Origin of the sequence: Pseudomonas sp. IT-347P, from assembly GCF_949768005.1 — a bacterium.
Lineage (GTDB): Bacteria > Pseudomonadota > Gammaproteobacteria > Pseudomonadales > Pseudomonadaceae > Aquipseudomonas.
In genome coordinates, this window is record NZ_CATKPQ010000007.1 from 1 (window position 1) to 14,230 (window position 14,230).

General features: G+C 58.0%; 12 protein-coding genes. 10 read left to right on the forward strand and 2 right to left on the reverse strand.

Annotated features, from left to right (window positions below; all coding sequences use genetic code 11):
• Positions 1–14: 14 nt before the first annotated feature.
• Positions 15–710, reverse strand: coding sequence for a pirin family protein (locus tag ACM6IV_RS03405; protein ID WP_414868723.1), 696 nt, complete (start codon positions 708–710; stop codon positions 15–17).
• 280 nt (positions 711–990) lie between these two features.
• Between ACM6IV_RS03405 and ACM6IV_RS03410 the strand changes: the two genes are divergently transcribed.
• The gene (locus tag ACM6IV_RS03410) at positions 991–3,465 is read left to right on the forward strand and encodes a UvrD-helicase domain-containing protein (protein ID WP_414868724.1); all 2,475 of its coding nucleotides are present in this window, start codon (positions 991–993) and stop codon (positions 3,463–3,465) included.
• 49 nt (positions 3,466–3,514) lie between these two features.
• On the opposite strand, the gene ACM6IV_RS03415 is transcribed toward ACM6IV_RS03410, so the two are convergent.
• Positions 3,515–3,787: a DUF1652 domain-containing protein gene (locus tag ACM6IV_RS03415; RefSeq protein WP_047597212.1), complete on the reverse strand. Its 273-nt coding sequence runs from the start codon at positions 3,785–3,787 to the stop codon at positions 3,515–3,517.
• Between the two features lie 263 nt (positions 3,788–4,050).
• Between ACM6IV_RS03415 and ACM6IV_RS03420 the strand changes: the two genes are divergently transcribed.
• The 9 genes from ACM6IV_RS03420 (at position 4,051) to ACM6IV_RS03460 (ending at position 14,229) form a co-directional block, all read left to right on the forward strand.
• Positions 4,051–4,866, forward strand: a complete 816-nt coding sequence (locus ACM6IV_RS03420) for a helix-turn-helix domain-containing protein (protein ID WP_414868725.1) — start codon at positions 4,051–4,053, stop codon at positions 4,864–4,866.
• Positions 4,867–4,917: 51 nt separating this feature from the next.
• The gene (locus tag ACM6IV_RS03425) at positions 4,918–6,324 is read left to right on the forward strand and encodes an NAD(P)/FAD-dependent oxidoreductase (protein WP_414868726.1); all 1,407 of its coding nucleotides are present in this window, start codon (positions 4,918–4,920) and stop codon (positions 6,322–6,324) included.
• 30 nt (positions 6,325–6,354) lie between these two features.
• Positions 6,355–6,699, forward strand: a complete 345-nt coding sequence (locus tag ACM6IV_RS03430) for a cupin domain-containing protein (protein WP_414868727.1) — start codon at positions 6,355–6,357, stop codon at positions 6,697–6,699.
• 58 nt (positions 6,700–6,757) lie between these two features.
• Positions 6,758–7,843, forward strand: a complete 1,086-nt coding sequence (locus ACM6IV_RS03435) for a polyamine ABC transporter substrate-binding protein (RefSeq protein ID WP_150692390.1) — start codon at positions 6,758–6,760, stop codon at positions 7,841–7,843.
• A gap of 167 nt (positions 7,844–8,010) precedes the next feature.
• Positions 8,011–8,469, forward strand: coding sequence for a hypothetical protein (locus ACM6IV_RS03440; RefSeq protein WP_414868728.1), 459 nt, complete (start codon positions 8,011–8,013; stop codon positions 8,467–8,469).
• Between the two features lie 467 nt (positions 8,470–8,936).
• The gene (locus ACM6IV_RS03445) at positions 8,937–10,382 is read left to right on the forward strand and encodes a serralysin family metalloprotease (RefSeq protein ID WP_414868729.1); all 1,446 of its coding nucleotides are present in this window, start codon (positions 8,937–8,939) and stop codon (positions 10,380–10,382) included.
• A 93-nt stretch (positions 10,383–10,475) separates the two neighbouring features.
• Positions 10,476–10,904, forward strand: a complete 429-nt coding sequence (locus tag ACM6IV_RS03450) for an AprI/Inh family metalloprotease inhibitor (RefSeq protein ID WP_414868730.1) — start codon at positions 10,476–10,478, stop codon at positions 10,902–10,904.
• Positions 10,905–11,107: 203 nt separating this feature from the next.
• The gene (locus ACM6IV_RS03455) at positions 11,108–12,883 is read left to right on the forward strand and encodes a type I secretion system permease/ATPase (protein ID WP_414868731.1); all 1,776 of its coding nucleotides are present in this window, start codon (positions 11,108–11,110) and stop codon (positions 12,881–12,883) included.
• Complete coding sequence (locus ACM6IV_RS03460; RefSeq protein ID WP_414868732.1) at positions 12,880–14,229, forward strand: HlyD family type I secretion periplasmic adaptor subunit; 1,350 nt, start codon at positions 12,880–12,882, stop codon at positions 14,227–14,229. Before ACM6IV_RS03455 ends, ACM6IV_RS03460 begins: the two co-directional genes overlap by 4 nt.
• The last annotated feature ends 1 nt before the right edge of the window (position 14,230 follow it).

Consider the following 14,230-nt stretch of genomic DNA (forward strand, 5'->3'; position numbering starts at 1 on the left):
TGCCATTCAAGCCATCAGGCCAAATCTACCAGGACAATTTCACTGTCTTCAAGGGCCGTAACGCTCAGCACTCGTTCCTGCGCTACCGCTACACCGTCTCGAGCTTGCGCGCGCAAGCCGTTGACTTCAATCACGCCAGTGGCTGGCACCAGATAGGCACGACGACCTTCATCCAACTGATATTCTGCGGTTTCACCCGCCTTGAGGTTGGCCGCGACCAGCCTTGCATCAGCGCGAATCCGCAAGCTCTGGTCGTCACCTTCCTTGCCGCTGGCCAACGTGACAAAGCCTTCGCGCTGGCCTTTCGGGAACGGTTTGGCACCCCACGAGGGCGGTGCGCCGGTTTCCGTTGGCAGAATCCAGATCTGGAAGATTTTGGTGTCCTTGGCTTCCAGGTTGTACTCGCTGTGCGCGATGCCGGTGCCGGCGCTCATGACCTGGACGTCACCCGCCTCGGTGCGGCCCTTGTTGCCCAGATTGTCCTGGTGAGTAATCGCTCCTTCACGGACATAAGTGATGATTTCCATGTCGCGATGCGGATGCTGAGGAAAGCCGGTGCCGGCAGCGATCACGTCATCGTTCCACACCCGCAAGTTGCCCCAGTTCATACGCTGCGGGTCATAGTACTCGGCGAACGAAAAATGGTGATGGGCATCCAGCCAGCCGTGATGGGCGCCGCCCAGCGAGCTGAAAGGTCTGAGTTCAAGCATGATCGTCTCCTCAAAAGGTCCCGTCATGGGGGTGTTAATGGTTGACCCCCAACGCGACACCGGTGGTTTATGACGGCCATCATCTATCAGTCAACAATCGATAAAAAGCGTAAAAAATGCGGTGTTATGATCGAAATATCCGATAAGAAAAGACTCGAAAGCGTCTCATCTCACCTTCAGTTCATCGCCTAAACCAATGACCTGTAAGCATTTCGCTAGAACTGAACGGCAAATACAGACACCATAGCCGCAACAGCCTCACACACTGGAGCCCGTCAGCGTGGCGCAACACACCCCCGATCTCCCTCCCGAACTTCGCCCCTTGGCCGAGATGCCATGGTTCAAACGCCTGGCTGCACGCTTCTTCGGCCACGGTTTGACCCGCCTTCGCGCGCAGCACCGTGCATCGTGGTTGCACGGTCAGGCTGATGGTTTTCGCAGCGGTCATACCGCTGGTGTCGAATATGGCTTTAAGGAAGGCAAGCTTGAGGGGCTGGAAGAAGGCCGTCAGGTGCTGCTGATCCGTGACAGCCGCAACACTGAGCACCGTCCACCGAGCGTCGATAACCATCTGTTCGACGATTGGCGCCTGCCACTGACGGCTGAGCTGAAAAAGCGCATGAAGGCTGATGTCGCCCGCTTGCTGCCTGAGCATGCTCAGCCAAGCACCGCGCAATGGAAAATGATTTTCAGCGAGACCCCGTCAACCTCAGTGGTCGCCGGCGCTGGCGCAGGCAAATCCACCACGTTGGTGCTGCGTATTTTGTTGCTCAACCACTATCTGGGTTTTGAGCTGGATTCGATGACCGTGGTGACCTTCACCCGCGAGTCGCGCAAGGATTTCATCAACAAATTGATCGAGCTGTTCGCGCTCTGGAACCAGACGCTGAGTCTGCGTCAGGCGCGCGAACTGGTGCGCACTTTCCATTCGCGCATTCTGCCGATGGTGCGCAGCTTGCCCGGGTTCGAGCGCTTGCAAGCCTTTGAAAACCTCAGTCATCGAGTTCAAGGTGCAGAGGAGGACGTCGACAGCAATCCGTTCGATTTGCGCATCAACGACGCGCAACGTCAGCAGCTCAACGCCTGCTATCACCGTTTGTTTAACGACGACGAGCGTTTCCGCCAGTTGATTCAGCCGCTGTCTCGCGCCGGGTTGCAGCTCAAGGAGCTGGAACGTGATCACCCGGATGTGCAAAAACGCGTAGCGGTAACGGAGCTGGCATCGCGGCGCGACGAAGTACTGTGCGACGCCATCGAAGATCTGTGGTTCCGCGCTGGCGCCTGGCCGATCAAAGGCATTGAGCCGAACCGTCAGAGTTTCGATATCAACGGCGCAAAATTCCATTGCCACGGCTACATTCCGAGCCTGGATGCGTGGGTGGTGCTCGGTTTTGATTCACGGGAAAACCCGCAGCTAAGTCGACCCAATGCCAAGCTCAGCTTGCGCGCAGAGTGGGCGGTAAAACGCACCCTGTTTCAAGCTTTCTGTCGTAAACCATTGATTTGGCTAGATAGTTACGAGTCATCAAAGCGCGTTTTGGCAACGTTGGCAGGCGACGCCAGTGCCGGGCCGGGCTTCGATTACAAGGTCAAGGGTGAACTGGCTTCCGCGCCGTTGCTCGACTGTTTTGTGGCAGCGGCAGGCTTCATCGAAAACCTGGGCCTGGATGTGCCTGACGCGGTGGGTCGCATGAGTTTTGCCAAGGACGACCCGGATCGTTTCTTCTTTGAGGCCTTGAGTCTGTTCTGGCGCGCCTTTGAAGACCATCTGCTCGATCAGAAACCGCCGGTCATGACCTACAACCGCATGTTCGCGCTGTTCAGCGAGCACTCGCCGGAGAACCTCAAGCTTTTGAGCGACGAGTTACTGAGGCCGCTTTCCCATCTGATGATCGACGAGTTTCAAGACGTTTCGCCGCAGATCGTCTCGTGGATTCGCGCCAGCCTCGCAGAAATCCGCAGCCGTGGCCCGGCCATGCATGTCGGGCGGGGCGCACAGCGTTCATCACTGTTGTGCGTCGGTGATGACTGGCAGTCGATCTACGGCTGGCGCGGCAGTTCGCCGAGTTACTTCATGGCGTTCGACAAGGAGTTCCCGTCGCCAAGCACTACGCGAGTGATGCTCAGCGACAACTACCGCAGTCATCAGCACATCATTGACGCCGCCGAACACATCGTTCGCAGCGCGCCGGCGATCCCGGGGAAAAAAGCCAGGGCCAGCGGCGCGCCCAGGCCGTTGCAGCCAGTCAATGTGCTGGAACGTGACGATCAGGCCTTGGGCCAGCGCCTTGCCGAACACTATCGTCAGGGCCATTCGATCTTGATGCTTTATCGAAAAAGCAGCGATAAGTCATTGATTGAAGAGCATATTCAGTCGGTAGTTAATGTGGATTCGAGCTTGCCTTACGAAGCGCGGCGCCTGAAGCAATTGACCTACCACAGCGCCAAGGGCTTGCAAGCGGATGCGGTGTTTTTGCTCGGCGACTGTCAGCATCTGACCAGTTCGCCTTACAAGAACCAGGTTTATCGCATGGCCGGATTGGGCAAGTCGGGCGACAGCGAGCCATATGACAGCGCGCAGAAGGACGAGATTCTGCGCCTGGCATATGTCGGCATCACGCGGGCGGTCAGCCATTGCTACTGGTATGTCGAACCGCAGGAAGGGCAAGCGGTGAATATGCCTCGAGCGTCCGACCAGGTAGCCAAGGGCAAGCCGTTCTTCGTTGATCATCGAACTACAAAGCAAACCGCTTAAGCACAAAAAAGCCCGCATCGCTGCGGGCTTTTCGTTTTAAATCATTGGTTTATGCGTAATTCTTGAGAGACTCTGGAGGAATGAACGCTTCCAGCTCATCCTCCACAGCCTCGATGATTCGCTCGACATCTGCTGCGTTCATCACTGTCGCACAAGGAATGCCGGCAATGGCGATCATGGTTTCGCCACTGGCACGATCGAACAGACGGGCGATCATGCTGCCCGGCGCGTCCATCGTCGCCTCGAAACCCATCGGATGAAAATGCCAACGCATCAACTGGCATGCGTTGGGGAACGTGACTTTGCTTGACCCTTTATTCATGTGTTGCCCGCCTTCTTCATCGAGCGCTTCCGTTTGCTCATGTTAGGTGGGAAGAGCCTTCATTGGCTCAACCGGTGACTGACATTAAAAGTAGCATCCGGATGTGAAATTCCTGTGAGATTTTTCAGTTCATTTTGCGATTGCTTCGCATTTTTTGATGTAAGTCACGGCCTACGCAATCATCGCCAAAGTGCCATCACGGATTAGTGATTGAAGCCTGTGGCGAACTTGGGCAAGCTCGGTTTTTTTGCGCCGAGTCCTTTATGCACGCCGACGACGACGGCCCAGAACAGACGCAAGCCACGGCAGCCACGGTCATGCGCTATCACCTGAGCTGGAAACACCGCGACCTCGACAGCGTCATGGCGCTGTATCACCCGGACATTCAGTACAACGATTTCTTTCAGAACCGCGTGCTTGGCCTCGACGACTTGCGCGAGTACGTGCGCGTGAGCATGCCGCGAGAATCCGACGAGCTGCTTGAACATTGCGACCGTATTCGCGTCGACGGCAACACCGCGTTCATCCAGTACGAGGTGACCTTGCGCGGCGGCGACGGTCTGGTGTCGTTTCGCTCCAGTGAGGCGCTCACGGTCAAGGACGGGCTGATCTGGCGCGTTAACGAGTACGCCTCGCTGGTGCGCACACAAACGGCTGGCACGGCCTCGCCCAGTCAGCGCCCGGCGGTCAGTCGCCTGGGGCTGTCGCCGCGTCAGCTGAGCTTTATGGCTGAAGACCTGCAGCAGTATTTCGAAAAGCAGCAGCCGTACCTCGATCCTGAACTCGACCTGCAGCGGGTGGCGAAGGAGTGTGGCTACAGCCGCAATCAGATTTCCTATCTGCTCAATCAGGTGCTTGGGCAAAGCTTCTATCGCTACGTCAATCAGGCGCGCCTGCAACATCTGCTGCGTTCGCTCGATAACGCGACGCCGCCGCTGCGCATCGATGAGTTGGCCTTCGCCGCCGGTTTCAATTCGTTGTCGGCGTTCTACAGCTGTTTCCGCCAGCACACCGGCCAGTCGCCGAAGGCTTACGCGAAACAAATTTCTTTGCGGACACGCGCGCAAGACATCCGCTGAGCACAGCCACTAGGATCGACGCCATCGAAGTTCTCAGTGGCGGAGTCTTGCATGCCGGCGTGGCGCACTATCAGTTTGTGGATGGATCAACTTGATGAGCCGCTGACCGCGCGGCCCGAGCTCGAGCGAGATCTGGACGTCGACGTGGCGATCATCGGCGCCGGTTACACGGGGCTGTGGACCGCGTACTACCTGAAGAAACTCGCCCCGGGTCTGGATATCGCCATTGTCGAAGCGCAGACCGCCGGTTTCGGCGCCTCCGGGCGCAATGGCGGCTGGTTGATGGGCAATCTCCTCGGCGAGGATCGGTTGTTGGCCGGCCTCTCGCCAGACCAGCGCCGCGCTTCCTTCGACTTGCTGCACAGCATCCCCGATGAAGTGGAAGTCGTCCTCGAACGCGAAGGCATTGACTGCGATTACCGCAAGGGCGGCGTACTGTATTGCGCCGCGCGTTACCCGGAGCAGGCAACCTCTCTGCGCGAATACCTGAGCAAACTGCATGCCCAGGGCCTGACCGACGACGATTACCGCTGGCTCAACCCCGAACAACTCGCCCGGCAGATCCGCGTGGCCAAGCCTTACGGCGGGATTTGCGCGCCCCATGTGGCGACCATTCACCCGGCGAAACTGGTGCGCGGTCTGGCGCGCACCGTGCAGAACATGGGCGTGAAAATCTACGAAAACAGCCCGGTCACTCATTGGCAGTCGGGCAGTTTGCGCACGGCGAAAGCCAGCGTGCGCAGTCGCTGGGTCGTGCCCGCCGTGGAAGGTTATTCGGTGACTCTGCCGCCGCTGGGCCGTTATCAGTTGCCGGTGCAAAGCCTGATCGTCGCCACCGAGCCGTTATCGGCGGCGACCTGGGACGAAATCGGCCTCAGCCGAGGGCAGGCATTCAGTGAATTCAGCCGTCAGGTCACTTATGGCCAGCGCAGCGCCGACAACCGCTTGATCTTTGGCGCCCGTGGCGGTTACCAGTTCGCCGGCAAGCTGCGCCATAACTTTGATCTGACCCGCGATGAAGTCGAGCTGCGCCGTTATCTGTTCGGCGAGTTGTTCCCGCAGCTGAAAAACGTACAGATCACCCACGCCTGGGGCGGCAACCTCGGCATGTCCCGGCACTTCAAGCCGCACATGCTGTGTGATCGCGCCAACGGTATCGCGCTGTCCGGCGGTTATGGCGGGGAGGGTGTCGGCGCCAGCAATCTCGGCGGGCGCACCCTGGCGGACCTGATTCTTGAGCGCGACACCGAATTGACTCAGCAGCCGTGGGTGCTGCCGGACGGCGGCATCCACGCGCTGCGTGCGTGGGAGCCCGAGCCATGCCGCTGGCTCGGTTACAACGCAATCATCAAAAGTTTCGTCCACGAAGACCAGACCCTGGCCAACCCGGCGACCTCGCCATGGCGGCGCAAGCTTGCGAGCCAGGTCGCGGAGTTCATGGAAGGTTTCATGCACTAAACGCCGTTTATTTAAAAGACAGGACAGACCATGAGCATTACCCAGTTTAAAAACACCGCGACCTTGCAGCTCGACGACTCCAGCCCGGTGGCCGTCCCCCTCGACGAGCCGATCGCGATTGCCTCGACCACCAGCGTCGAGCGCGATGACGGCGTCGAAACTGGCGTCTGGGAATGCACCCCCGGGCGCTGGCGCCGGCAGATCACCGCGCAGGAGTTCTGTCATTTCATTTCCGGGCGTTGCACGTTCACCCCTGACGGTGGCGGCGAGACCCTGCACATACAAGGTGGCGACGCACTGATGTTGCCGGCCAACACGCTCGGTGTCTGGGATATCCAGGAAACCGTGCGCAAGAGCTACGTGCTGATTTTCTGATTGTTTGATCCTTTGATTGCCTGCCAACAAAAAAGAAAACCCACACAGGAATCGATCCATGATCCGCAAGACCCTCGCTCTGGCACCGCTGATGCTCGCTGTTTCCCTTGCTCAGGCAGCGGAAACGGTCAAGGTTTACAACTGGTCCGACTACATCGCGCCGGACACCACCAAGAACTTCGAGAAAGAGACCGGCGTGGGTGTTACCTATGACGTCTACGACAGCAACGAAACCCTCGACGGCAAGTTGATGACGGGTAAATCCGGTTACGACGTGGTGTTTCCGTCCAACCATTTCATGGCCCGGCAGATTCAGGGCGGGGCGCTGAAGAAGCTCGACAAGAGTCAGTTGCCGAACTGGAAAAATCTCAATCCGGTGCTGCTCAAAGCGCTGCAAACCAATGATCCGAACAACGAACACGGTTTTCCGTACCTGTGGGGCAGCACCGGCATCGGCTACAACATCGCCAAGGTCAAAGCCGTACTGGGCGACAATGCGCCGGTGGACTCCTGGGATTTGATCTTCAAGCCCGAGTACATGGAAAAACTGCAGAAGTGCGGGGTAGCGATCCTCGACAACGGCCCGGAATTGCTCCCGGCGGCACTCAACTACCTGGGTCTGCCGCACCACAGCAAAAATCCCGAGGACTACAAGAAAGCTGAAGCGCTGCTGATGAAAGTGCGGCCGTACGTCAGCTATTTCCATTCCTCGAAATACACCAGCGACCTGGCCAACGGCGACATCTGCGTGGCAGTCGGGTTCTCCGGCGACATCCTGCAAGCCGAAAACCGTGCCAAGGAAGCGAAAAACGGTGTCGACATCGGTTATGCGATTCCCAAGGAAGGCGCTGCGATCTGGTTCGACATGGTCGCCATGCCGGTCGATGCCCCGGACGAGAAGGCAGGTTATGCGTTCATGAATTACCTGCTGCGCCCGGACGTGATGGCCGGCATCAGCAACTACGTGCATTACGCCAATGGCAATGAACAGGCAGACAGCCTGATCGACCCGGCGATCAAGAACGACACCAAGGTTTATCCGAGCCCGGAGATGATGGGCAAGCTGTTTGCGCTGGAGGCGATGCCGTTGAACATTGACCGGATTCGCACGCGGGTGTGGAACAAGATTCGTACCGGGAGTTGATCAGTGGGCCGGGCGCGCAGCCCGGCCAGCTTGCTTTTGAAGGTATTGGAATAACGTATTCTGTTTTTATACCTGTCATATCTGACAGGTTTCAGCTGGATCATTTTCCTTTCTAATAAAAAAACGAAGATCGCACCGGTCTTCGAAAAGGGAAAAGGAAAAGGAAAATGTTTAAGCCCGAAATTTTTTCTGAATTACCCGATAGCCATGAAGGCCAAAAAGGGGAGGCCTCAGGCACGATCAAGGGGAAGGTGAAAAACCTGAAGACGGGAAAGGTTCACGACTTCAAGGATCCTTGGATCTGGCGTGATGAACAGCAAGGTACATTGCGTTTTCATGGCGTCGTGGACGATCCGGAAGCGCCAGGGGAACACGTCGCAATCGGGTTACAGCTTTCGAGCGCTTCGCAACCGGCTGGTGAGTTCAAGGTGGGCGATCCGAAAATCCTCCATCTCAGCTATACGAAATATGGTCCGCCGGACGTTTATTTTAGGGCTGAGTCAGGTTTGGTGACGCTCCAGAGACAAGCAAATAATCGTATCAATGGCTCTCTCAAGTTCGAATCGATCACCATTGGTGACAACCAATACGCTGTTGATGTGATCTACGACATCGAAGCACCTTGATCGATTTGTCCCAACGAAAAAACCGTGGGTGCGAGCCTGCTCGCGAAGGCGGTCTGTCATTCAGCATCAATGTTGTCTGACCCGACGCCTTCGCGAGCAAGCTCGCTCCCACAATGGGTTTTCAGTATTTTAGAAGGTGATATCAATACACTGGCATCGCACTTATCAAGTGCGGGAAAGTGAGACGCGTCTAACAAAAAACAACTTACCCATATTTAATATTTAAATAGAAAATCGTCAGACAATTAGGCAAAAGCCCTGCAACTAAAATATTCTTCCTTCCCCACACGCTTTGTTTCCGGCAGTTTCGTGAAACTGCGCGATTTGATCTCAAAAAAATCCTTTACGACAGATTTCAAATTGTGTCAGGTTTCTTACGCCTTCATTGGGCGAGTGATAGGACGACCTCGCCAGAGATCGTTCTGTCGGACAAAAACTGTTCCATTGCTAAACAAGGAAGTGTGTTTATGTCGAAAGTTAAAGCGAATGCTATTGATACTGCCGAACAGGCTTTCCAGCTGTCAGCCTTCAGCTCGGCGTACAACCAGATCAATAGCTTCAGCCATCAATACGATCGTGGCGGTAACCTCACGGTCAATGGCAAACCCTCCTACTCCGTCGACCAGGCCGCCACCCAGTTGCTGCGCGACGGTGCTGCCTACCAGGACAAGGACGGCAGCGGCAAGATCGAACTGACCTATACGTTCCTGACTTCTGCATCGTCCAGCACGATGTACAAGCACGGGATCAGCGGGTTCAGTCAGTTCAGTGCCCAACAACAGGCCCAGGCCAAGCTCGCCATGCAATCCTGGGCTGACGTGGCCAACGTGACCTTCACCGAGAAAGCCTCGGGCGGCGATGGCCACATGACCTTCGGTAACTACAGCGGCGGTCAGGATGGCGCTGCAGCGTTCGCGTATCTGCCAGGCACCGGCGCCGGTTATGACGGCACTTCGTGGTACCTGATCAACAGTGGCTACACGCAGAACAAGAATCCGGATCTGAACAACTATGGTCGTCAGACCCTGACTCACGAGATTGGCCACACTCTGGGCCTCGCCCACCCAGGCGACTACAACGCCGGCAATGGCAACCCGACCTACAATGACGCCACCTACGGCCAGGACACCCGCGGCTACAGCGTCATGAGTTACTGGAGCGAAAGCAACACCAATCAGAACTTCAGCAAGGGCGGTGTCGAAGCCTATTCGTCCGGCCCGCTGATGGACGATATCGCGGCTATCCAGAAACTCTACGGTGCCAACACCACCACCCGTACCGGTGACACCACCTACGGCTTCAACTCCAACACGGGTCGTGATTTCCTCAGCGCTTCGTCGTCGAGTGACAAAGTGGTGTTCTCGGTGTGGGATGCCGGCGGCAAGGATACTCTGGACTTCTCGGGCTTCACTCAGAACCAGAAGATCAACCTCAATGACGCCTCGTTCTCCGACGTTGGCGGCCTGGTGGGCAACGTGTCCATCGCCAAGGGCGCGATCATCGAGAACGCCATTGGCGGTTCGGGCAGCGACCTGTTGATCGGCAACAGCGTGGCCAACGAGCTCAAGGGCGGTGCCGGCAACGACATCCTCTACGGGGCTGGCGGTGCCGACAAGCTGTGGGGCGGTGCCGGTTCGGACACCTTTGTGTTTGCGGCCAGCTCGGACTCCAAGCCGGGTGCGATCGATCAGATCCTCGATTTCGTCAGCGGTCTGGACAAAATCGACCTGACCGGCATCACCAACGGTTCCGGCCTGCATTTCGTGAGCAGTTTCACCGGTTCCGCCGGTGACGCGATCCTCACCTCGTCGGGCGGCAACAGCCTGTTGTCAGTGGACTTCTCCGGGCACGGCGTGGCCGACTTCCAGGTCAGCACCGTTGGCCAGGCAGCGACCAGCGACATCGTGGCGTGATGTAGCAGTGGGAAGCGGCGTGCGATGCGCCGCTTTCTTTGCTTGCATCGTATTTGTCGGTAAGCAAGGCTACACGCCGGAGCGAATATTCCCATGATCAGAAAAGCTTTTACCTACAAGGTAGTGGCGTGGCTTCCGGCGGCGCTCATGATGATTTCAGGAGAAACCAGTATGGCAAGCAGCCTCAGACTTGAAGAACCGTCCGTTTTTGCCGGCCAGTGGCAGGCCACCTTGTTGACTCAAGGTGACGATTCGCAAGCGCAAAAGCAGCAGGACAAGCCCTCCAATACCTGCGTCGTCGAATTGCAGCCAAACCAGACGCTGGGCAAGGGTGCCGACTGCCTCGGCGCATGGCTTGGACAAACCCCGATCGGCTGGTTTCCAGATCCGGACGGTCTGTCGGTCACCGGCAAGGAAGGCTCAAGAATTGTGTTGTTCAGCCGACAACGTGGTGAGCTTTTTTCGGTGACTTTGAAATCGGGCCTGGTGATCACACTTGAACGCGCAGCGCCAACGTCTTGATCGTCCGGCGAGCGACACAGTTTTAATATAAGGCGTGACAGTGTGGTTATAAGCAGATAGTTCAATGGCAACTGCACCGCATTAAATAGCGAAAGTTGTTATGAAAGTGTAAGCAGCCACCTGGAATAAAACTCCAACGGTGCGCGGGTAATTAATTGAAGTCTCGTCAAAGGTTGGCGAGAGATATCTTTCAGGAATAATCAATGAAGATGGCGAAGGCCCCAGCCACCGCTCCCTTATTCAAGGCTCTGGGTGACTATAAAAGTATCCTGATCAGCGTCGGCTGCTTTACCGCGCTGATTAACGTGCTGATGCTGGTGCCCTCCATCTATATGCTCCAGGTCTATGACCGGGTGCTGTCGTCGCAGAACGAAACGACCCTGGCGATGCTGTCGCTGATGGTGGTCGGCTTCTTCGCCTTTATCGGTCTGCTGGAAGTGGTGCGCAGCTTCATCGTGATCCGCATCGGCAGCCAGTTGGAGCGCCGCTTCAATCTACGCGTCTATCAAGCGGCGTTCGAACGCAACCTGTTCAAAGGCGAGGGCAACGCCGGGCAATCGTTGGGCGATCTGACCCACATTCGCCAATTCGTCACCGGGCCGGCGCTGTTCGCGTTTTTCGATGCACCATGGTTCCCGGTCTATCTGTTCGTGATTTACCTGTTCAATGTCTGGCTCGGCGTGCTCGCTACAGCGGGCGCACTGTTGTTGATCGGCCTGGCCTGCCTCAACGAATACATGACCAAAAAACCGCTGGGCGAAGCGGCCGGTTATTCGCAGAAGTCCAGCCAGTTGGCTACCAGCCATTTGCACAACGCCGAAACCATTCAGGCGATGGGCATGCTCGGTTCGCTGCGCAAGCGCTGGTTCCAGGTGCATTCGCGTTTTCTCGGCCTGCAAAACCAGGCCAGTGACACCGGTGCGGTGATCAGCTCCCTGAGTAAAACCCTGCGCCTGTGCCTGCAATCGTTGGTCTTGGGCCTGGGCGCCTTGCTGGTGATCAAAGGCGACATGACCGCCGGGATGATGATTGCCGGTTCCATTCTGATGGGGCGCGTACTCAGCCCGATCGACCAGTTGATCGCCGTATGGAAGCAGTGGAGCGGGGCAAAGCTGGCTTACCGCCGTCTTGATGCGCTGCTGCAAGCGTTCCCGCCCAGCGATGACGCCATGGCGCTGCCGGCGCCGAAAGGTCAGATCACCTTCGAGCAGGTCAGCGCCGGCCCACCGGGGCAACGTGCCGCGACTTTGCAGATGGTCAATTTCAATCTGAATGCCGGCGAAGTGCTCGGTGTGCTCGGCGCTTCCGGTTCCGGCAAATCGACTCTGGCCCGTGTGCTGGTCGGTGTATGGCCGACCCTCGGCGGCACTGTGCGTCTCGACGGCGCGGATATTCATCGCTGGAACCGCGACCAGCTCGGCCCCTACATCGGCTACCTGCCGCAAGACATCGAACTGTTCAGCGGCAGCATCGCCGAGAACATCGCGCGTTTCAGCGAGGCCGACCCGCAGAAGGTCGTCGCCGCCGCGCAACAGGCCGGCGTGCACGAAATGATCCTGCGCCTGCCGCAAGGCTACGACACGCAACTGGGCGAGGACGGCAGTGGCTTGTCTGGCGGTCAGAAGCAGCGCGTGGCACTGGCGCGTTCCATGTATGGCACGCCGAGTCTGGTGGTGCTGGATGAACCAAACTCCAATCTCGACACCGTCGGCGAAGCCGCGCTGGCCAGCGCCATCGCTGCGCTCAAAGCCCAAGGCACCACGGTGGTGCTGGTGACGCATCGTTCTTCGGTGTTGGCCCAGGCTGACAAGCTGCTGGTCCTCAATGACGGTCGTCTGCAAGCCTTCGGCCCGAGTCAAGACGTACTCAAGGCTCTCTCAGGCCAGCAGGACCAACAACGGGAAAAACCTGCACAGGCACCGGGCGGGCTCAGCATGAGCCGACAGTATCAGCCCTCGACCAGGAATTCGGGTGTATGAGCAGCACACGCATGAACACTGAAAACGAAGCGAGCATGGAGCACGCCTACATCACCGAGCGCCCGGAGCGCGATGCGAAGTTTTTCGCGCGCATGGGCTGGATTCTGGCGATCGTCGGCGCCGGCAGTTTCTTCACCTGGGCGGCTTTGGCGCCGCTCGATCAAGGCATTCCGGTGCAAGGCACAGTCGTGGTGTCGGGCAAACGCAAAGCCGTGCAATCGATGAGCAGCGGCGTGGTCAGCCGGATTCTGGTGCGCGAAGGCGAAATCGTGAAGCAGGGCCAGCCGCTGTTCCGCCTCGATCAGACGCAAGTCGCCGCTGACGTGCAGTCGCTGCAAGCGCAGTACCGCATGGCCTGGGCCAGCCTCGCGCGTTGGCAGGCCGAGCGTGACAACCTCAAGCAAGTGACCTTTCCCGCCGAGCTGAGCAATGACCCGGATCCGCGTCTGGCGCTGGTGCTGGAAGGTCAGCGCCAACTGTTCAGCAGCCGTCGCGAGGCGTTCTACCGCGAGCAGGCCGGGCTGCGTGCGAGCATCGAGGGCGCCACCGCGCAACTGGCCGGCATGCGCCGCGCCCGGACCGATCTCAATGCCCAGGCCGACTCGCTGCAACAACAGCTGAGCAACCTGCAACCGCTGGCCGACAACGGCTACATCCCGCGCAACCGCTTGATGGAATACCAGCGTCAACTGTCGCAAGTGCAGCAGCAACTGGCGGAAAACACCGGTGAAAGCGGCCGGGTCGAGCAGGGCATCCTCGAATCACGGCTGAAGCTGCAACAGCACAGCGAGGAATATCAGAAGGAAGTCCGCACGCAACTGGCCGACGCACAACTGAAAAGCGTCACCCTGTCCGAACAACTGACTTCCGCCGGTTTCGACCTGCAACACAGTGAAATTGTCGCCACGGCTGATGGCGTCGCGGTCAACCTCGGCGTGCACACCGAAGGCGCGGTGGTGCGTCAGGGTGAAACGCTGCTGGAGATCGTCCCGCAAGGCACCACGCTGGAAGTGGAAGGGCACTTGCCGATCAATCTGATCGACAAGGTCGGCGCGCATTTGCCGGTGGACATCCTGTTTACCGCGTTCAACCAGAGCAAAACCCCACGCGTACCGGGGGAAGTCAGCCTGATTTCCGCCGACCAGATGGTCGACGAGAAGACCGGCGTGCCGTACTACGTGTTGCGCAGCAGCGTCAGCGATCAGGCCATGGAAAAACTCAACGGTCTGGTGATCAAGCCCGGCATGCCGGCAGAAATGTTCGTGCGCACCGGCGAACGTTCACTCCTCAATTATCTGTTCAAACCGCTGCTCGACCGGGCCGGCTCCGCGTTGACCGAGGAATAAG